This window comes from Allobosea sp. P1_A7, from assembly GCF_056406775.1.
The window spans coordinates 1-19434 of record NZ_JBFTZN010000008.1 but is presented as its reverse complement, the minus strand read 5'-3'; the positions used below and the strand labels follow the sequence as shown (position 1 = coordinate 19434).

Sequence of the window (19434 nt, the reverse complement as noted above, 5' to 3'; positions counted from 1 at the left end):
GTACGGCCCGCGGGACGTAAGGCCCGAAGCTGACGCACCGAGGCGCACAGCCACGTCTCGCAGTCAGGTCTCACAGTCAGGGTAGACCGGCGCCAGTGTGTCCGTAGCCTGCGACGGCAACTTCGCGGAGCGCCGCTTCTTCCTCAACGTTACGCATCTCGCGACATTCCGCCGACTTTCGCCCCGCCGGGCGATGCCGAAAGCAGCCGCGGGCGCGTGCCGCTGCGCCGCAAGGTCGCACGCGCTTTCCGCCGCCTTGTTTACGCCTCGTTAGGCTTCAGGTTCCATCCCTTGAGAACACAAAAGGAGATGAAGCAATGATGAGACTGGCGATCCCGGCGACCTTCGTATTCCTCGCGGTTTCGACCGGAGCAATGGCGAATCCGGCCAAGCCGCTCGGTCAGTTCAAGAACTGGAATGCCTCGTCCTATGCGAGCGGTAATAGCCAACGTTGCTATATCTCCAGCAACCCAATCGCTGAGAAACCTGCCGAGCTTCGCCATGGCGACGTGTATTTCTTCGTCCAGAGCGGCGAGAGCGCTGGCCGCACGGAGTCGAGTTTCCAGACCGGGTACGACTTCGCCAAGGATTCGACCGTCGAGGTCACGATCGGCGAGGAGCGCTTCCGCATGCTGACCGCCGGCCGCAATGCCTGGCTCCAGCGCGTCGAACGCGAGGGCGAGCTGTTCGCGGCGATGAAGGCTGGCGACGAGATGGTGCTCGCAGCGCGCTCGGCCCGCGGCAATGAGACCAGCTACACCTTCTCGCTGGACGGCGTGACCGCCGCCTCGCGGCAACTGCAGCAATGCAGCTGATGGCGGCAGCCGACGCTCACGGCAGCGAGCCCATCAGGCAGCGCGTCTCGGCGCCGGACCGACATAGGTTGACTGCGGGCGAATGAGCCGACCGCCGGCAACCTGCTCCTGGGCATGGGCGATCCAGCCGATCGTCCGTCCCATTGCGAAGACGCAGGTGAAACTGTCGGGCGGGAATGCGAGCGCTTCGAGCAGGAGGGCGGTGTAGAATTCGACATTCGTCTGCAATGCGCGGTTCGGCTTCCGCTCACGAAGAATAGCCAAGGCGGCCTGCTCGACCGCCTCCGCGTAAGCGAGGCGGCCGGAATCCGTATCGAGCTGGCGTATCGCGCGCTTCAATGCGTCGGCACGTGGGTCACGCACGCGATAGACGCGGTGACCGAACCCCATCAGGCGATCACCGCGCTGCAACGCGGCTTCCAGCCAGGCTCGTGCGTTGCCCACCTCGCCGATCTGGTCGAGCATGTCGATCACCGGCCCGGGCGCTCCCCCATGCAGCGGGCCCTTCAGCGCACTCAGCCCGGCCAGCACGGCCGACCCCAGTCCTGCCTGCGTCGACGCGACGACACGGGCGGCGAAGGTCGAGGCATTCAGCCCATGATCGCAAACCGTGACGAGATAAGTATCCAATGCCGCGGCCTGCGCCGGGCTGGCTGCCTCGCCGCGCATCATCCGCAGGATATCGGCCGAGTGGCCCAACCGCCCATCGGGCATGATCGGTGCGAGCCCGCGCTGCAGCCGTATGATCGCCGGCGTGAAGACGGCCGGTGCCGCCAGGAGGCGCAAGGCGGTCGCAGCATCATCGCCATCGGCCAACCGCGCCATCAGCGCGCGAAGCGCTTCGACCGGAGCTCGCCGGACAAGCGTCTCATCGAGACTGGCCACCTCGCCGAACACATCCACCCTGCCCTGGCCGAGCGCAGCTTCGAAGGCATCACCGGGCGGCAATGCGTCGAAGAAGCCAGTCAGCATCAACTGCGCCGCCTCGGCGAACGTCACGCGGCCGGCAAGGTCGTCGAGACGATGCCCCCGGATGACCAGCTGGCCAGCTGCCCCGTCCACATCCGACAGGACCGTCTGTGCTGCAACGACATTTTCCAACCCATCCGACATCAGGCACTCCCTTGAAGAACTGCCTTGAGGATCGGTTCGGACCGAACTAGAATCAATCTTGAACAATAAAATCAATATATGGCAATGAGCGACTGGTTGACCGCGCAGGAGGTGATGACGCGTCTGCAGCTGAAGCCGCAGACGCTCTATGCCTATGTGAGCCGGGGGCGGATCGAAGCACGGGCGGATACCGGCGACCCGCGGCGCAGCCTCTACCGCGCTGCCGATGTCGCGCGGCTGGAATACCGGAAGTCACGAGGGCGACGAAACGCGGCGATTGCCGAGGACGCCATCGCCTGGGGCGAGCCGGTGCTGGCATCGAGCATCACGACGATCGCGCATGGGCGGCTGTGGTATCGCGGCCAGGATGCCGAAGCGCTGGCCCGGGCCGCCCGTCTCGAGGATATCGCCCGCCTGCTCTGGGCCTGCGGCGACGCGCGCTTTCCGCCCCAGTTCAATATCGTCGGCCCGGGAACCGGCAATCAGCGGATGTTCGCGATGATCGCGGCACGCGCCGCAGCAGACCCGGTAATCGGCAGCCGGACCCCGAAGGCCTTGTATTTCGAAGCAGCCTCGGTGCTGGACGCACTCGTCGATGCGGTTGCCGGCCGTCCCGGCGAAGGCCCCATTCATGACCGCATCGCGCGCGCCTGGGGTTGCGACCCGACGGGTGCCGATTTCATTCGTACCTGCCTCGTCCTGCTGGCGGACCATGAGCTGAACGCATCGACCTTCGCGGTCCGCGTCACCGCCTCGACACGGGCCTCGCTGGCTGCCTGCGTCCTGGCAGGGCTGTCCGCGCTGTCAGGCCCCTTGCACGGCGGCATGTCGGCCCGGGTTCGCGCCTTCTTCGGCGAAGCGCGGCGGGAGGGTGTCGAGGCCGCGGTCCAATCGCGGCTGGCGCTCGGGACGCCGGTACCGGGGTTCGGGCACCCGCTCTATCCCGAAGGGGATCCCCGGGCGCGGGGGCTGCTGTCGGCCTTCGCTCTTCCCGCCGAATACCAGGAGATTCGTCGCGTCACGGAAGCGATCACCGGCGACGTTCCGAACATAGACTTTGCCTTGACGGCCCTGGCTTCCACACTGGGCCTGCCGCAGGACGCCCCCTTTCAGATTTTCGCTGCGGCACGGTGCACCGGCTGGATCGCCCATGCCCTGGAGCAATTTCAGACTGGCCGCCTCATCCGGCCGCGAGCGCGCTATGTCGGGGTGGCGCCGGGCTCGGCGTGACCCGAAACGGAGGTGCCCGCTAGAGCACACCGTGCCGTTCGAAAACCGAGCGCAAGCTCGCGCCGGCGAGAAGCTCCTCGCGCGTCGTGTCCTCCGCCTCGATCTTGGCAAGGGCGAGCTTCACCACCTCCTCGGCAATGCGCTGCGGCACGACCACCACGCCATCGGCATCACCGAAGATAAAGTCGCCCGGCTCGACCCTTGCTCCGCCGACTTCGACGGCCTCGTCGACCGCCATCATCTCAGCCCGCCCCCTGGTGTCGAGCGGGCCGATGCCGCCATGGAAGAGCGGGAAGCCGAGCTCGCGGATGCGGCGCACGTCGCGAACCAGCCCGTCGGTCAGGCAGCCGGCGGCGCCGCGCACCATCGAGGCCGTGGTCAGGAGCTCGCCCCAGGGCGCGATCCGGTCGGTCGGCCCGTCGCAGGCCAGCACGGCAATCTCGCCGGGTTTCAGGCTGTCGATCAGATCCATCTCGAGCGCGTAGGGATTATGGCCCTCGGCAAGGTGATAGCGCTTCATGTAGAGCCCCGTCCGGGCGAAGCCGCAGAGCATCGTCGCGTCGTCGAGCGGCCGCACGAACGGCTTCACCGCCTGGTTGGGAAAGCCGAGCTGATCGAGCACATCGGAAAGGACAGCGGAGTAGAGCCTGCCCTTCAAGGTTTCCAGATCAGGCAGGGCGGTCAAGGCTGACATCGCGATCTCCTCATGCGGTGCCAGCTTCCGTCCGCCATTCCGGTGCGTCAAGCCGCTCGGAGTTCTGCTCGTGGAACAGGGCGGGTTCCATTCGACAGAAAATCGCTCTGGCGGATCTATAGCTGCGACTGGATCGGCAAGAGGCCRACGATGAACGCCAGCGCGCGGCGGGACGGGCTTGCATCCGGCTCATGTCCGAGACGCCGCGGCTTGCCGTCGCGCTTGCCGTTCCAGTGCAGGCCGCCATCCTCGAGCGAGAGCTCGTAACTGACTTCAGGCGCCGTATCAGCCCTGAAGAGCTGCCGCATCTCGGCCACCAGTGCGGGTTGTTCGAACAGCACCCCCATCTCGGTGTTCAGCGAGGCCGAGCGCGGGTCAAAATTGAACGAGCCGATGAAGCCGGTCTTCCGATCGACCGTGAATGCCTTTGTGTGGAGGCTGGCGCCGCTCGAGCCGAATACGGAGATCTGCTGCCGGCTCGCATAGCGCTRCAGCTCGTAGAGACGCACGCCTCCTTTCAACAGACGCTCGCGGTACTGGGCATAGGCCCCGTGGACTGCAGCGACATCCGTCGCCGCCAGCGAGTTGGTCAGGATCGCGACATCGACCCCCCTTGCGACCAGACCGCTCAACTGCGCCGTCCCGTCGCTGCCGGGAATGAAATAGGGAGACGTGATCTCGAGCACATCCCGGCTGGCGGCGATGCTGGGCATGAGCGCGCCCAGCAACCAGTTCTCCCGCTTGCCGCCGAAAGCCTTCTCGGGTGGATCCGAAATGATCTTGGCCTCGCGTGCCCAGTGGATCTTCTCGGAGAGATTGAGCGTGTCCGTCAGCGACATGCGCTCGCGSACACGCTCGATATAGGGACGCGCGCGAGCGCTCTTGAGCAGCTTCGCGAGTGCGTTGCGCAAGCGCGCCAGCTTCGGTTGCCGCCAGGTCACCAGGGCATCGATCGGGATCACCACGTCGCTGTTCCAGAAGGCGTCGAAGACAGCTTCCGTCTGCTTCACCGCGGCTCCGACGAGCAGAACGTCGAGGTCTTGGAAGTTGGAGGATTTGGCAGCGGCGAAATATTCATTGCCGATGTTGCGGCCACCGACGATTGCCAGCCGACCATCGCTGATCCAGGCCTTGTTGTGCATCCGCCGCGTCACGGAGACCGCGCGCAGCACCATCTCGATGCCGCGCCGCAAGCCACCGCGCCGAGCCCGGCTCGGATTGAACAGTCTGACCGAGATGTTGGGATGCCCATCGAGCGAGAGATAGGCACCGTCCAGCCCGCGGGTGTTGATGTCGTCGATCAGCAGCCTCACCCGCACGCCACGATCGGCGGCAGCCAACAATTCGTGGGCGAGAAGCAGTCCGGTCAGATCGTTCTTCCAGACATAGTACATAAGGTCGAGGCTGCGCCCGGCACTGCGGGCCGCAACCGCCCTCGCCGCAAAAGCGTCGAGATTTTCAGAGAGCAGCAGGAGGCCGGTTTCGTTCTCGCGCCCGGCGACGAGCTGCCAGAGGATCCTGTCCAGCAGCGTCTCGTCATCGGCGACGGCCAGGGCGCTGGACGGCGGCCCCTTCGCACGCCGGGCGAAATGGCCATAGGAATAGGTTGCGATGGCCGATGCCAGGGCGAGCAGGCCAGCGAATGCAACGATGATCAGGAGCAAGTGCATCATGGTCGAGGAGAGGCCGGGTCGTCGCAGCGAGGAGCCACTAGGGCACTCGCGGCGAAGGTTGGATCCATCTCTCCTCTGCTAGATCTGGACGACAGATGAACGACCGCTTGCCGGACACAGTATCGAGAACAGCCCGGGACAGGTTGAACAGACTGCATTACGAATCGTTCTGTTACAAACAAACCTCTGCCCATCACCCTTCCGCCTAACGCCTCAGGAAACCGTTGTTCATGTTCCGGAAACGTCGGCTCCCGCGGGGGCTCAAATCCCTCGGACCGCTGATGGCCACGGCTTTGCGGCAACAGCGCAAATCCTATTCCAACGGCGATCACCGCGCGAGCCGCGGCAACACGCTGGTCGCCTCCTATAACATCCACAAATGTGTGGGCCGCGACCGGCGTTTCAATCCTTGGCGCACGATGAACGTCATCAAGGAGATCGATGCGGATGTGATCGCGCTGCAGGAAGTCGATCAACGCTTCGGAGAGCGCCTGGGACTGCTCGACCTTCACGCGCTGGAGCGTGAATGCGGGCTCACGGCCGTGCCGCTCCGGGCCACCCGCAACGGGCATGGCTGGCATGGCAATCTGGTGCTGTTCCGAGACGGCGTGGTCGACAGGGTCGAGCAACTCGTGCTGCCGGGTGCCGAGCCTCGCGGCGGCCTGGTCGTCGACCTGACATTGCGCGCCGGTCCGGTACGGATCATTGCCGTGCATCTTGGCCTGCTGCACCGCTCGCGGACGCGCCAGGTCCGGAGCATCCTCGCAGCCTCGGAGCCTCCCGACGGCCGCCCGGTCGTGGTGATGGGCGATTTCAACGAGTGGCGGATCGGCAGGCACTCGTCCCTGCAGGAGCTTCATCCGGATTTTGGACCGCTCGACGGTGCCGTGGCGAGTTTCCCGACGCGCTTTCCGGTCTGGTCGCTCGATCGCATCATCGCCAACCCGCATGATCTGGTTTCGCTCATCGAGGTTCACGACAGCCCTCTCGCCCAGATCGCCTCCGATCATCTGCCGATCAAGGCCGCGCTCAGCCTCGGACAGGCGGCTCGCCCCGAGCGTTCCCCCTCCCCGGGCGTGGTGACGGCTGGCCGGATAGAGCACGCCGCCCAGAGGCAGGGCGTGAAGAGCCCCGTTTGAAGAACGGCTCCGGGGGCTCGCCCGTGACGCCCCGCCCCCTGGACTGAGCAACCATCATCAGCAAGAATCGCCTGTACCGCTGGGTAAGCACCCCCGCCATGCATCCGGGCGCGCCGCCTGCGGTGGCATCATCCGAGATCTGACGCTAGCTTGCACAACAATCGATCGCTTAGCCCGTCACGCGGTTGGCACCATGCAAGGGGCGAGAGGACTTCATGACTGCGACAGCCACCGAGCCGGCAGCGTTGATCGAGGATGCGGTTGAACTGCGGACGCATATCGGCCCGGTCAACCCGATCGCCGACAGCAAGGTGCTGAAGCATCTTGATCAGTTCTGCCGCGACTTTATCGCGCTCTCGCCCTTCCTTGTCATCGCCAGCGGTGACGGTGCAGGTGGTGCCGATGCCAGCCCGCGCGGCGATGCACCCGGCTTCGTCAGGGTCCTAGACGACAGGACATTGCTGATCCCGGACCGGCGTGGCAACAACCGGGTCGACACCTTTGGCAACATCCTCGCGTCGCCCGGCATCGGCCTGATCTTCATGGTGCCCGGCATCAACGAGACCCTGCGGGTGAACGGCCGTGCCAGAGTCACACGCGAGCAGGGCCTGCTGGAACCCTCGACCGTCCAGGAACGCACCCCGGTCACCGGCATGCTGGTCGAGATCGACGAAGCCTATTTCCATTGCGGCAAGGCGTTGATCCGCTCGAAGCTCTGGGACCCCGCGACGCAGGTTCCGCGGCACAGCTTCCCTTCGCTCGGCCGCATCGTGGCTGAACAGACCAAGGCGATCGGAGTGGCGGAAGCCGAAGCGAATCTCGCGGAGGGTTACAAATCGCGACTTTATTAGAGTTCAAGCTGCAGGATGCTTAGGGACAGGCGCCGCTTGATCGTCAAAGTTCGCTCGGCCCTGTTCGCCTGCCTGGTCGGGATCTGCTCGCCTGTCATTCCGGCGAGGTCCGAAGTCGCTGGCCCAGATTTCTGGGCCGTCACCGGCATTGCCGGACATGATGTCCTCGCCCTGCGCGCGGCGCCGAAGCCGTCAGCCGCCAGAACGGGGGTGGTTCCGTCCGACGGCCGGCGGCTGCAGAATCTTGGCTGCACCGGCGTGCCATCTCTGGCGGAATGCCAGCGAATGAGCCCGAAGCAGCAACGGGTGGCTCGGGCGGGGCGATGGTGCAAAGTCCGGTACAACGGCCGCACGGGTTGGGTCCGGGGGAAATTTCTGCGCGAGGCGGCGGTTAAGGCAACGGCCGGGGCTTGCGGTTTTCGGGAAAGCCGCTGCAAACACAGAAAGTTAGATCATCGGACCGGATACGAGATCCGGCCCGATGATAGGGACCGCTCGGCCACCGCCTTGAATGAAGCGGCCGAAGCTGCCGGGCGGGCGCCAAGGGGCACACCACCCGGCGTAGCCGACGTCAGCTGCGCTGCGAGTCGAGCTGCTCCTGGTACTTCTCAACCTCCTGCGCCTTCGTGTAGCTCTCGATCAGGAGCCGATAGGGCGGGAAGATCCTCGTGTAGACCTCCGCCCATTGCTGGGCGTCGTCGCGATTCCAGGTCTTTTGGAGCTCCGAGGCTACCGCCGCGGTGTCCATCGGCACGACGCCGGCCTGGACGACACGAGCAAGCGTGATCTCCTGCGCCATCTTCGAATAGGTGCCGGACGCGTCGATGACCGCGAAGACCTTGTACCCGTCGGCAACCGCGCTGATGCTCGGGAAGGCCATGCACACGCTGGTGATCGTGCCGGCGATGATCAGCGTCTTGCGCCCGGTCGCTTTCACCGCAGCGACGAAGTCCGGATTGTCCCAGGCATTGATCTCGCCACGACGCGCAACATAGGTCGCATGCGGGGCATTCTGGTGGATCTCCGGTATCAGCGGACCGTTTGGCCCCTGCGGCACCGACGCCGTCGTGATCACCGGCATCTTGCTCAGAGTTGCCATCTTGGCCAACGCGGCTGCATGGGCGCGCAGCGTCGTCATCGGCATGTCTGCGACGGTCTGGAACAGCCCGCTCTGATGGTCGATCAGCAGCATCACGGCATCGTCGGGATCGATGACCGGCCGTTGGCCGTTGAAGTTCGCGATATTCGCAAAGGTGCTCATGGCTATCCTCATGTGATCTGGATTGATGCGGTTGCGAGGCCGGTCACTTCGACGCCTTCACCGCGCTGTAGCTGGAAATCAGATTGCGATAGTCGGGGATGTGGTTGGAGAAGAGCGCCCCCAGGCCTTCGACATCGTTGCGCCAGTCGCGATGCAGCTCGCAGGCGACACCGAACCAGGTCGTCAGCTGCGCCCCGGCTTCCGACATCCGATCCCAGGCCGAGTGCCGGGTGATCTCGTTGAAGGTGCCTGAGGCGTCGGTCACAACGAAGACCTCGTAGCCCTCGGCCAACGCGGAAAGCGCCGGAAATGCCACGCAAACCTCGGTCACCACGCCCGCAATGATCAGTTGCTTGCGCCCGGTCGCCTTGACCGCCTTGACGAAATCCTCGTTGTCCCAGGCGTTGATCTGGCCCGGGCGAGGGATAAAGGGAGCCGAGGGGAAGATCTCCTTCAGCTCCGGAACCAGAGGTCCGTTCGGCCCATCCTCGAAGCTCGTCGTCAGGATGGTGGGCAGCTTGAAGTATTTGGCGAGGTCGGCGAGCGCCAGGACATTGTTCTTGAACTGATCGGGGCCGATATCGCGAACGAGCGACAGCAGGCCGGCCTGATGGTCGACAAGCAACACCGCAGCATTGTCCTTGTCCAGGCGCGTATAGGGCTTGGTCATTGTCATGATCCTTGCTGGTCTTGTGGTTCCGCTATTGGGCGGCGATGGCGCCGCCCCTCCAGGAATGGCCCCGGCGCGGACATCCGGAGCCTCCTGTCCTCAGCGCCCGTCCGCCGCCTGCGGGATGGCGCCGAACCGGCCGCTCTGGAAATCGATCATCGCCTGACGGATCTCCTCGGCCGTGTTCATGACGAAGGGGCCATGCATGACGACCGGCTCGTCGATCGGCGCGCCGCTGACGATCAGCACCGCGGCATCGCTGTCGGCCTCCAGGGTCACCTCGCCGCCCAGACGGTCGAACAGGATGAACTGTGCTTCCCGCGCCTTGTCCGCGCCATTGATCAGGATGTTGCCGCGCAGGACGACGACGCCGAGAGTGTGGCCTTCCGGAAGGACGAGCGAAGTTGCCCCGTCACGCAGCAGCTGCAGGTCCCAGATATTCATGGGCGTGAACGTATGCGCCGGCCCGACATGTCCCTGGTAATTGCCCGCGATCACCCTGAGCGTACCCGCCCCATCGGGCAGCTTGACTGCAGGGATCTCCTTGTCGAGCAGCGTCTGGTAGCCGGGAGCTGCGCTCTTGTCCTTGGCCGGGAGGTTGACCCAGAGCTGAACCATCTCGAGCGTGCCACCCTTGCGGGTGAAGGCTTCCGAGTGGAACTCCTCATGCAGGATTCCTGACGCAGCCGTCATCCACTGCACGTCGCCAGGGCCAATCAGACCGCCCTTGCCGGTTGAATCGCGATGCTCGACCTCCCCCTGATAGACGATGGTCACCGTCTCGAAGCCCCGATGCGGGTGCGTGCCGACACCACGGGGCCGAGCGGTCGGCGCGAACTGTGCCGGCCCTGCATAGTCGAGCAGCAGGAACGGGCTGACATGCTCGCCCTGACCGGCATGCGAGAACATCGAGCGGACGGGAAAGCCATCCCCGATCCAATGGGGATGCGGGCTGCTGAAGACCCCGAGAACCTTTCTCATTGCGTTTCTCCTTGGGAGCGTTGCAAAGGCGTTGCGTTGGCCAGGAGAATATGAATGAGACAAAATAGCCGGTAGACGGCATTATCTCGCCAATGTGTCCTATCAGCAGGACAATGGAGCATCCGATGCAGGACCTGAACGATCTCTATTTCTTCGCTCAGGTCGTCGACCATCAGGGTTTCGCCGCGGCAGCCCGGGCGCTGGGAATGCCGCGTTCGCGGCTGAGCCGCCGGCTGGCGCTGCTTGAGGAGCGACTGGGCGTGCGTCTCGTGCAGCGCTCGACGCGCCGCTTCGCCGTCACCGAGATCGGCCGCGAGTATTATCGCCATTGCGTCGCGATGCTGGTCGAGGTCGACGCAGGCCAGGAAGCGATAGAGCGGGCCCGGGCCGCACCTCAGGGCATCGTGCGCGTCGCCTGCCCGTCAGCCGTGCTCTATTTTCAGATCGGCGGCATGGTCGCCCGCTTCCTCGCCGCCTGGCCCAAGGTCGAGGTGCAACTGGAAAGCACCAATCGGCGCGTCGACGTCATTCGCGAAGGCTTCGACATCGCCATCCGGGTTCGTTTCCCGCCACTGGAGGAAAGCGACCTGGTGATGAAGGTTCTGGCTGAGAGCACCCAGCGGCTGGTCGCCGCGCCCCGCGTGCTGAAAGACCTCGCACGGCCTCTTGTTCCCGCCGACCTTAGCGCATTGCCTAGCCTGTCCTGGGGAGATCCGCATCAAGAGCATGAATGGCGCCTCAGCGGGCCCAGCGGCGCCACGGCGATCATCCGCCACACCCCTCGGCTGGTCACTGAGGACATGGTTGCGCTGCGGCTTGCCGCGCTCGAGGGCGTTGGCGTCGTCCAACTCCCGACCATGGTGGTCCAGGACGACCTGCAAGCGGGAACGTTGGTCGAGGTCCTGCCGCACTGGACGCCGCGGGCCGGCATCATTCACGCCGTTTTTCCGTCGCGACGCGGTCTCCTGCCATCCGTCCGTGCCCTGCTTGATGTCCTGGCCGCCGAATACGCGGTGCTTGACCGGGCCGAGAAGGAGGCCTTCGCCGTCACGGGCCGGCTGTGATCCCGCAACGCCCAGATCGGATCAATTCGCCAAGGGTCGCTCGATCACCGCACGCAGCAACAGATAGAGCACCATTGCGTTCAGCAGGTGCCAGAGCCAATGCGTGCCGAAGGGGACGCTCTGGCACAGAACCTGGTCCAGCGTGCGCAAGCTGAGCGACAGCGCAAAGACCAAACCGGCGAGGCCGAGCAGACGTGCCGCCGCACCGCCGTCACCGCGCATCCGCACCGCGAACGCGACCCCAAACAGCGCCAGCACGAAGGAGGCATATCCGCCGGAGCCGCGCATGCCGGGCGGCAGCAGCGCGCCGAGCCCCGACACGAGCAGGAAGGACGCAAGCAGGAAGAACAGTGTACCGCCGGCCGCGACCGCTGGCCGCGCCCCCATGAAACGGACGAGAGCCAACCCGAAATAGGAGAACGCGAAGAACTGGATCGGAAGCACATCGGCCAGCAGCGTCCAGCGTTGCGGCATGGTGTGGAACAGGAACGAGCCGATACCGATCATGACGACGAGAGCAATCAGCGCGGCAGCTGGCCAGTCGCGCCGACCCGAGCGCCGATAGAGCAGAAGGCCCGCGATCGCGGCCAGGATGAAGGCGCCATTGCTGAGCGCGTTCATCGGCTCTGCCCAGAAGGCCTGGCTGGCGCGTTCGCAGTAGCCAAAGGACATGATCGCTTCTGACGGCAACAGCAGCTTCTCCAGCGTCAGCCCAGCTTGCCACAGCGCCCCGCGACGGCGACGCAAGCGCGACATTGCGGCGCAACATAAACCTTGACGCAAAAGCGTGACGACCGCGGAAAACCGGCCCGTTCCGGGCTTTTCCGATTCGAGTCAGGCGCGCATGGCAAACCACTGCATATCGCCCAATTGCGCGCCACACCGGAATCGACTCGTCGGTGGCGAACCGAAACGGCCTACAATTTAGGCATTCGACGGTGCTTGGTTAATAGTTTCCTACGCAACAGACGCGGGGCGTGGCAAAAATGTAAAGGGCTGGTTAAATCGCCATGCGCCAATCGCATAACGGAACTGATATCCTGCCCCTCCAATTAGCAGCCAGCCTCCCTTATATGCAGTGCACAACGAATTCATCGTTGTCGGGCCAGAAATGACCCGGCACCCAGGAGCCAAACCAATGTTCGTCACCATGATTGCTGCTAAAATCCGCGCCTATCTTCGCTATCGCGAAACCGTCCGTGAACTCTCGCGTCTGACCGACCGTGAGCTGGACGATCTCGGCCTGTCCCGTTCGGAAATCCAGTACGTCGCCCGTTCGCACGCTGCCTGATTACTGTCCGCGCCTACCGAGATCATAGTTTCTCCTGGACCTGCGTCCTCCCCGCGGTCCGGTCGAAGAGCGAATGCCCGCCTCCTCCCAGGCGGGCATTTTGCGTTTCAGGGCTGCGTCACTGACGCCTCTCTCTTGACCTTCGGCCCGCCTGCGGACACATCGCAGGCATGAGCACGAAACCAGTCCATGTCATCGGCGGCGGCCTCGCCGGTTCTGAAGCCACCTGGCAGATCGCGGAAGCCGGAGTCCCGGTCGTCCTGCACGAGATGCGCCCTGTTCGCGGTACCGACGCGCACAAGACCGAGGGGTTGGCGGAGCTCGTCTGCTCCAACTCCTTCCGCTCGGACGATTCCTCGTCCAACGCCGTCGGCCAATTGCATTGGGAGATGCGCCGGCTCAGCTCGCTGATCATGGCCAAGGGCGATGCCCATCAGGTCCCGGCCGGCGGAGCCCTCGCGGTCGACCGCGACGGCTTCTCGCAGGCGGTCACCGCCGCATTGGAAGCCCACCCGCTCGTCACCATCGAACGTGGCGAAATCGCCGGTCTGCCACCGGCAGACTGGGACAATGTCATCATCGCGACCGGCCCCCTCACCTCGCCGGCGCTCGCTGACGGGATCAAGTCCCTGACCGGCGAGACCGAACTCGCCTTCTTCGACGCCATCGCCCCGATCGTCCATTTCGACTCGATCGACATGGACCAGGCCTGGTTCCAGTCGCGCTACGACAAGGCCGGCCCCGGCGGCACCGGCGCCGACTACATCAACTGCCCGCTCGACCGCGACCAGTACGAGGCCTTCATCGACGCGCTGCTGGCGGCCGAGAAGACCGAGTTCAAGGAATGGGAGGGCACGCCCTATTTCGATGGCTGCCTGCCGATCGAGGTCATGGCTGAGCGCGGGCGCGAGACGCTGCGCTGGGGGCCCATGAAACCGGTCGGCCTGACCAACAAGCACAACCCGACAGTGAAGGCCCATGCGGTCGTGCAGCTGCGCCAGGACAATGCGCTCGGCACACTGTTCAACATGACAGGCTTCCAGACCAAGCTGAAATACGGCGAGCAGGCTGCGATCTTCCGGATGATCCCCGGGCTGCAGAATGCCGAATTTGCTCGCCTGGGCGGCATCCACCGCAACACGTATCTCAACTCGCCGAAGCTGCTTTCTCCGTCCCTGCAGCTCAAGGCCGATACGCGCCTTCGCTTCGCCGGACAGATCACTGGCTGCGAAGGCTATGTCGAGAGCGCCGCCATTGGCCTGCTGACCGGACGCATGGCCGCGGCCGAGCGGCTCGGGCGTCCGCTCGAACTGCCCCCTGCGACGACGGCGCTTGGCGCATTGGTCAACCACATCACCGGCGGGCACATCGTCACCATCGACGAGGGGCCGCGCTCCTTCCAGCCGATGAACATCAATTTCGGCCTGTTCCCGCATATCGAGGACGCACCCAAGACGGGGCCGGACGGCAAGCGCCTGAAGGGCCCTGCCAAGAGCGTGGCCCGCAAGCAGGCGCTGACGGCACGCGCGAAGGAGCATCTCGATGTGTGGGCCGGCGCCGCTGCGGTTGAGGCGGCAGAGTAAAGAGCCTTCGGCGTGGGGCAATCCATTCCAACCCTCTCCTTCCGGGAGAGGGTTTTTTCTCGGCCGGCGCGGCGTCCTGCGAATTATTGCTTCGGCCCGAAACGTGGATTGCGATTTTCGGGAACGCCGATGCAAACGCGCGCGATCTAACTCCGCATTGCCTTTCGGGCTGCGCGCCAGAGAATCCATTGCCGCTGCCAGGCTGGCAGCGTGATGATGCTCCGAAACGGGTCGTAGCCGGTGCGCTCCATCTTCCTCAGATAGGACTCGACCAGCGCGACCGGCAGGAAGGCCGGTACGAGCGTAGGCGGAATCGTCTCACGCAGCTCCCGCAGCTTGGCGAGGTGCTTGCGAGCGATCGCCCGGAGTTCCTTCAGACTGTAGAGCACGCCGGGCCCGCCGCGCCCCCGCACGATGTCGTCGCGGATTACACCGTTGCGGGCGAGAATCTCCGCCGGCACGTAGACCTGGCCAGCCGCCGCATGCCAGGGGAAAGCGCGCAACAATCCGGTCAGTGCATAGGCGACGCCGGCATGGCCGCAAGCCGCCGCGCCACCCGGATCACGCCCCTCGGCCAGGATGATCGACGCAAGCCGGAAGAGCGCGCTTGCCGTTTCGCCGGCATAGCCCTCGAGATCGCCGAGAGAGGGCATCGGATCGTCATAGAGATCGAAGATGCGCGCCTCGATCAGCCCGGTCAGCGGTGCGATCGGCAAACGGTAATGCAGAATGGTGTCGAGCAACGCGGCGGCAACAGGATGCGAATGCACCTCGCCCTTGGCGTCGCCCTCCAGCAGGTCGCGCCACCATTGCAGCCTGACCTCGCCGGGCAGCGGCTCGCTCACCGCGGCGCGAACCCTCGCGATCTCGTGGCTGAAGGCATAGAGCGCGAAAAGACCGGGCCGCACGGCCTCCGGCGCGTACAGACTGGCGATATAGCGATCGTGATCGGCCTCGCGCACCAGTGCGGCACAATGAGCATAAGCCTCCGGCAGGGCCTCGGGCAGCGTCTCGCGGCGATCGTCAGTTCTGGTCGTCATGCGGATCGTCCCGCCCAGGCAGTCGCCTCACAGGCGCGGCCTTGGATCAAGTGTCAGTCTAGGCCAGGCAAGGCCGGGCTGGCTACGCCCCACGAGCATGATCGCCGCGCGCTCTGCTACTCAACCGCGATCAGAGCCGCCGCTACACGCCGGTCCTCGCCGACGAGAACATTGTAGGTCCGCGCCGCAGCCCCCGTCGCCATACCYTCGATGGTGATGCCGGCCTCGCGAAAGCGCTCGCGCAAGGCTGCGGGCACGAAGGCGATGTCGTGTCCCGTACCGATCAGCAGGAAGTCGATCGCATCTGCAGCATCGAGAACTGGCTGGAGGCTCTCGATCGTCACCTCCGCGAAAGACGAGACCGGCCAGATATGGACTCCAGCCGGCAAGGCCAGGATCGAGCCGCGATGGCTCATATCGGCAAACCGGAACCCGCCCGCGCCGAAGGCATCGATCTGATGCCGCCCGGGAACGAAGCCTTCAAAGCGTGGCATGATCAGGGCGCTCCGCCCGCTCAGCTCGCCTTCGGCTTGGCTCCGGCCGGAACCTTCTCTTCGACATCCGCATCAAGGCGCCCGGCGCGCACATCGAGATAGAGCAGCACGGGTGTCGAGATGAACATCGCCGAATAGGTGCAGACCACCACGCCGAAGAGCATGACGAGCGCAAAGCCTTCAATCGCCGTGCCGCCGAAGAGCACCAGCGCGATCAGCGAAAGAACGGTCGTCGTGGCTGTCATCGCGGTGCGCGACAGCGTCGAGTTGACCGAGAGGTCGAGCAGTTCCTGGACCGGCATGGTCTTGTAGCGGCGCAGCAATTCGCGCGTGCGGTCGAACACCACCACGGTCTCGTTCAGCGAGTACCCGACGATCGTCAGAATCGCCGCGATCGAGGTCAGGTTGAATTCGAGCTGCGTGATCAGGAAGAAGCCGACGGTCAGCACGATATCGTGCAGGGTGCCGACGATCGCGCCGATCGCAAGCTGCATCTCGAAGCGGAACCAGAGATAGATCAGCACGCCGACAATGGCGAGCACGACGCCGAGCGTACCGGCCTGGACTAGCTCGCCCGAGACGCGCGGACCGACGGTCTCGACCCGACGGAAATCATGCGTACCCGCGAAAGCCTCGCGTGCCTTCGCGACCACGGCCTGCTGGGCCGTTTCGCCGCCGGGCTGCAGCGCAAAGCGCATCGAGATGTCGCCGGCGCTGCCGAATTCCTGGACCTCGACTTCGCCGAAGCCGAAACCATTGGCCGTATGGCGGACCGAGGCGATCTCGGCCTTGCCGGCCTTGGACTGCATCTCGATCAGCGTACCGCCGCGGAAGTCGATGCCGAAATTCAGCCCCACCGTGAGGAAGAGCACCAGGACGAGAATCGAATAGGCCGCCGAGAACGGATAGCTGAAGCGCCGGAAGCGGACGATCTTGAAACGGGTATTGTCGGGAACGATGCGAAGCAGACGCATGCGCGTATCTCCTGTCGGGTCGGCAGCGTCAGAACGGAAGGGCCTTGGGCCGAGCCCAGCGATACCACAGCGCGATCAGCATCCTGGTCAGCGTCACGGCCGTGATCACGGTCGTCAGAATGCCCAGGATGAAGACCACGGCGAAACCGCGCACCGGTCCCGAACCCAGTGAGAACAGCGCAACCGCTGCGATCAGCATGGTGACGTTCGAGTCGATGATCGTCGCAAAGGCTCGTTGGAACCCAGCTTCGAGCGCCGAGACCAATGAGCGGCCCATATGCGATTCCTCGCGCATTCGCTCATAGATCAGCACGTTGGAATCGACCGCCGTGCCAATGGTGAGCACGATGCCGGCGATGCCCGGCAAGGTCATGGTTGCCCCGAGCAACGACATCAGTCCGAAGATCAGGCAGACATGGACGAGCAGCGCCACGCTCGCGATGACCCCGAAGACCCCATAGGTCAGGACCATGTAGAGGATCACGAGCGCGGTCGCGATCAGCGTCGCCATCTTGCCCGCCTGGATCGAGTCCTGACCAAGGCCCGGGCCGACGGTGCGCTCCTCGACGATCGTCATCTTGGCCGGCAGGGCGCCGGCGCGCAGCAGGATCGCCAGGTTGTTCACGGACTCAACCGTGAAATTGCCAGAGATCTGGCCAGAGCCGCCGGTAATCGGCGACTGGATGACCGGGGCCGAGATCACCTTGTTGTCGAGCACGATTGCCAGCGCCCGCCCGAGATTCTCGGTCGTCGCCTGGCCAAAGCGCTGGGCGCCACGGATATTGAAGCGGAAATTGACGATTGGCTGGCTAGTGCGCTGGTCGAAGGCAGGCTGCGCGTCGATCAGGTCTTCGCCCTCCACGATGACCTGACGGCTCACCGGCACAAGCTGACCGCCGGCGTCCTGCGAGGGCAGCATGTCGACATCACCGCTGTTCTGGTCGGCGACCATGCGGAACTGCAGTTTGGCGGTGTCGCCAAGGATGTGCTTCAGCCGTTGCGGGTCCTGCAGGCCCGGTACCTGGACAAGAATGCGATCAAGTCCCTGGCGCTGGATATTTGGTTCGGTGGTGCCGAGCGCGTCGACGCGTCGGCGTAACACTTCCATGGCCTGCTCGACGGCACGACGCACGCGCTCATTGGCCCCCGCCTCTGTCAGCTGGAGCTGAACGAGGCCGTCAGGCTGCTCGGAGACCTCGATCGACTGGGTGCCCGAAGGACCGAAGGCGCCGAGCGTACCGACCGGTTGCGCCAGCTCGCGAAGCTTCGGCATCAGCTTGGCACGGTCGCTTGCCTCCGGCACACGCACCTGCACGCCACGCGCGGTCAGGCCGATACCGCCCTGAAAGGCGATGCGCTCCTCGCGCAGGATGCGCCGCATATCGTCGCGAAGCTGCGTCACCTGCGTCTTGATCAGGTCCGCCCTGTCGATTTCAAGCAGAACATGCGAGCCGCCCTGCAGATCGAGGCCAAGCGTCACGGCATGGATCGGCAGCAGGAACCGCGGAATCCAGGACGGGGCGCCCTGCTCGATCGCCTTTCGGGTCTCGGGCGAAAACAGGTTCGGCAAAGCCAGCCCGCAACCGAAGAGCAGGACGAGGAGAACCGCGATGACCTTGCGGGCCTGGAAACGAAGCATCTGCGTGAACAGCCTTGTTGTCGCGCGCCGACCCCGTCAGGGCCGGGACGCCATTCAGCTCTTGACCGGCTCGCTCTTGGAGCGGACGTCCTGGATCATGCCCTTGACCAGCCGGACGCGAACGCCATCGGCAATCTCGGCCTCGATCTCGCCGTCGTCGATCACCTTCGAGACCTTGGCCACGATACCGCCCGAGGTCACGACCGTGTCACCACGCCGCACGTTCTTGATCATTTCCTGATGCGTCTTCACCCGCTTCTGCTGCGGGCGGATGATCAGGAACCACATGATCACGAAGATCAGCACGAACGGAACGAAGCTCATCAGCATTTCGGGCGTTCCGCCGCCGATACCTTGGGCAAATGCAGGGGTAATCACAAAAAGGCTCCTTCACAGCGGCGGCGCGGGCGCGCCTGCCGTCGATGCGGTTGCGGCTTCGTCAGGTCAAAAATCGCGCGGACTATAGCCAGAGACGCCGTTAAATCAATTGTTGGCGCGGCGACGAACCGACCGCGTCGCTTCACCTATGAGCTTGCCGGCATGCGCGCAATGGCCTTGTCCGATTCAGCTTGGCATATTCCATAGAGTTCGTTCCGAAGAATGGCTGTCATGGCTCTCTGACAGGAAACCCCGAACATTGAGCCGCGCCTCCCCTGGGTCGCCTGGCTCGACGTCTCAGCTTGAACACCGCTCGCGCGATAGGCTTTGTCCCGATGACCACCGGCTCTCCCGATCTGAACCTCGAAACTCTCCTCCGCATCGCCTCGGCGCTGGAGCGCCTCGCGCCGCCGGCGCGAAGGGCAGCGGACCTGACGGCCGCCGACGCCTTCGTCTGGCATCCGGCGGCGGCGGACCTGGCTCCCGTCGCGAGGGTCAACCGGGTCGAACTCTCGCTGCTGCGTGGCGTCGACCGGGTCCGAGA

The 19434-nt window shown here is 64.7% G+C and carries 19 protein-coding genes and 2 pseudogenes; 9 read left to right on the top strand and 12 right to left on the bottom strand.

All coding sequences use genetic code 11. The features are described from left to right. The first annotated feature begins 320 nt into the window (after positions 1 to 320). On the top strand, positions 321 to 815 hold the full coding sequence (locus tag AC1D34_RS02250; protein WP_476823393.1) for an invasion associated locus B family protein: 495 nt from the start codon (positions 321 to 323) through the stop codon (positions 813 to 815). A 33-nt stretch (positions 816 to 848) separates the two neighbouring features. Here AC1D34_RS02250 and AC1D34_RS02245 read toward each other — a convergent pair whose 3' ends face one another. Then, positions 849 to 1928, bottom strand: coding sequence for a citrate synthase/methylcitrate synthase (locus AC1D34_RS02245; protein ID WP_476769770.1), 1080 nt, complete (start codon positions 1926 to 1928; stop codon positions 849 to 851). A 114-nt stretch (positions 1929 to 2042) separates the two neighbouring features. Here AC1D34_RS02245 and AC1D34_RS02240 point away from each other — a divergent pair, with 114 nt between their 5' ends. Further along, entirely contained in the window at positions 2043 to 3158 is a 1116-nt protein-coding gene (locus AC1D34_RS02240; RefSeq protein WP_476823392.1) for a citrate synthase, read from the top strand. A gap of 19 nt (positions 3159 to 3177) precedes the next feature. On the opposite strand, the gene AC1D34_RS02235 is transcribed toward AC1D34_RS02240, so the two are convergent. Both AC1D34_RS02235 and AC1D34_RS02230 read right to left on the bottom strand, forming a co-directional pair. Beyond that, positions 3178 to 3852, bottom strand: coding sequence for an RraA family protein (locus AC1D34_RS02235; protein ID WP_441505962.1), 675 nt, complete (start codon positions 3850 to 3852; stop codon positions 3178 to 3180). A 116-nt stretch (positions 3853 to 3968) separates the two neighbouring features. Further along, positions 3969 to 5522 (bottom strand): phospholipase D family protein, encoded by a 1554-nt coding sequence (locus AC1D34_RS02230; protein ID WP_476823401.1) that lies wholly within the window; start codon positions 5520 to 5522, stop codon positions 3969 to 3971. A 284-nt stretch (positions 5523 to 5806) separates the two neighbouring features. Between AC1D34_RS02230 and AC1D34_RS02225 the strand changes: the two genes are divergently transcribed. From AC1D34_RS02225 to AC1D34_RS02215, 3 genes and pseudogenes are all read left to right on the top strand, one after another. Continuing rightward, positions 5807 to 6664, top strand: a complete 858-nt coding sequence (locus tag AC1D34_RS02225; RefSeq protein ID WP_441505963.1) for an endonuclease/exonuclease/phosphatase family protein — start codon at positions 5807 to 5809, stop codon at positions 6662 to 6664. A gap of 215 nt (positions 6665 to 6879) precedes the next feature. Then, positions 6880 to 7515 carry a pyridoxamine 5'-phosphate oxidase family protein gene (locus AC1D34_RS02220; RefSeq protein WP_441505964.1) on the top strand — a complete coding sequence of 212 codons (636 nt, stop codon included), beginning with the start codon at positions 6880 to 6882 and terminating at the stop codon, positions 7513 to 7515. 15 nt (positions 7516 to 7530) lie between these two features. After that, a pseudogene (locus tag AC1D34_RS02215) lies at positions 7531 to 7881 on the top strand (SH3 domain-containing protein); the annotation flags it as partial. A 205-nt stretch (positions 7882 to 8086) separates the two neighbouring features. Here AC1D34_RS02215 and AC1D34_RS02210 read toward each other — a convergent pair. From AC1D34_RS02210 to AC1D34_RS02200, 3 genes are all read right to left on the bottom strand, one after another. Then, complete coding sequence (locus tag AC1D34_RS02210; RefSeq protein WP_476823391.1) at positions 8087 to 8776, bottom strand: isochorismatase family protein; 690 nt, start codon at positions 8774 to 8776, stop codon at positions 8087 to 8089. 43 nt (positions 8777 to 8819) lie between these two features. Then, positions 8820 to 9446, bottom strand: coding sequence for an isochorismate family cysteine hydrolase YcaC (gene ycaC / locus AC1D34_RS02205; protein ID WP_476823390.1), 627 nt, complete (start codon positions 9444 to 9446; stop codon positions 8820 to 8822). 99 nt (positions 9447 to 9545) lie between these two features. Continuing rightward, on the bottom strand, positions 9546 to 10427 hold the full coding sequence (locus AC1D34_RS02200) for a pirin family protein (RefSeq protein ID WP_476823389.1): 882 nt from the start codon (positions 10425 to 10427) through the stop codon (positions 9546 to 9548). A 125-nt stretch (positions 10428 to 10552) separates the two neighbouring features. Between AC1D34_RS02200 and AC1D34_RS02195 the strand changes: the two genes are divergently transcribed. Then, a complete protein-coding gene (locus tag AC1D34_RS02195; protein ID WP_476823388.1) occupies positions 10553 to 11491 on the top strand; it encodes a LysR family transcriptional regulator in 939 nt (312 codons plus the stop codon). Positions 11492 to 11512: 21 nt separating this feature from the next. Here AC1D34_RS02195 and AC1D34_RS02190 read toward each other — a convergent pair whose 3' ends face one another. Then, positions 11513 to 12247 carry a ceramidase domain-containing protein gene (locus AC1D34_RS02190; protein ID WP_476823387.1) on the bottom strand — a complete coding sequence of 245 codons (735 nt, stop codon included), beginning with the start codon at positions 12245 to 12247 and terminating at the stop codon, positions 11513 to 11515. A gap of 382 nt (positions 12248 to 12629) precedes the next feature. Here AC1D34_RS02190 and AC1D34_RS02185 point away from each other — a divergent pair, with 382 nt between their 5' ends. Both AC1D34_RS02185 and trmFO read left to right on the top strand, forming a co-directional pair. Next, positions 12630 to 12782: a DUF1127 domain-containing protein gene (locus AC1D34_RS02185; RefSeq protein ID WP_113515780.1), complete on the top strand. Its 153-nt coding sequence runs from the start codon at positions 12630 to 12632 to the stop codon at positions 12780 to 12782. A gap of 170 nt (positions 12783 to 12952) precedes the next feature. Continuing rightward, on the top strand, positions 12953 to 14365 hold the full coding sequence (gene trmFO / locus AC1D34_RS02180) for a methylenetetrahydrofolate--tRNA-(uracil(54)-C(5))-methyltransferase (FADH(2)-oxidizing) TrmFO (protein WP_476823386.1): 1413 nt from the start codon (positions 12953 to 12955) through the stop codon (positions 14363 to 14365). Positions 14366 to 14511: 146 nt separating this feature from the next. On the opposite strand, the gene AC1D34_RS02175 is transcribed toward trmFO, so the two are convergent. From AC1D34_RS02175 to yajC, 5 genes are all read right to left on the bottom strand, one after another. Beyond that, positions 14512 to 15405: a phytoene/squalene synthase family protein gene (locus tag AC1D34_RS02175; RefSeq protein WP_476823385.1), complete on the bottom strand. Its 894-nt coding sequence runs from the start codon at positions 15403 to 15405 to the stop codon at positions 14512 to 14514. Between the two features lie 116 nt (positions 15406 to 15521). Then, the gene (locus AC1D34_RS02170) at positions 15522 to 15899 is read right to left on the bottom strand and encodes an Mth938-like domain-containing protein (protein ID WP_476823384.1); all 378 of its coding nucleotides are present in this window, start codon (positions 15897 to 15899) and stop codon (positions 15522 to 15524) included. Between the two features lie 20 nt (positions 15900 to 15919). Next, positions 15920 to 16873: a protein translocase subunit SecF gene (secF, locus tag AC1D34_RS02165; RefSeq protein ID WP_441489709.1), complete on the bottom strand. Its 954-nt coding sequence runs from the start codon at positions 16871 to 16873 to the stop codon at positions 15920 to 15922. Positions 16874 to 16901: 28 nt separating this feature from the next. After that, entirely contained in the window at positions 16902 to 18512 is a 1611-nt protein-coding gene (gene secD / locus AC1D34_RS02160) for a protein translocase subunit SecD (protein WP_441505973.1), read from the bottom strand. A gap of 54 nt (positions 18513 to 18566) precedes the next feature. Further along, positions 18567 to 18842 carry a preprotein translocase subunit YajC gene (gene yajC / locus AC1D34_RS02155; RefSeq protein WP_441490031.1) on the bottom strand — a complete coding sequence of 92 codons (276 nt, stop codon included), beginning with the start codon at positions 18840 to 18842 and terminating at the stop codon, positions 18567 to 18569. Between the two features lie 383 nt (positions 18843 to 19225). On the opposite strand from yajC, the pseudogene AC1D34_RS02150 reads away from it, so the two are divergent. Then, positions 19226 to 19434 (top strand): annotated as a pseudogene (locus tag AC1D34_RS02150) (AAA family ATPase); the annotation flags it as partial.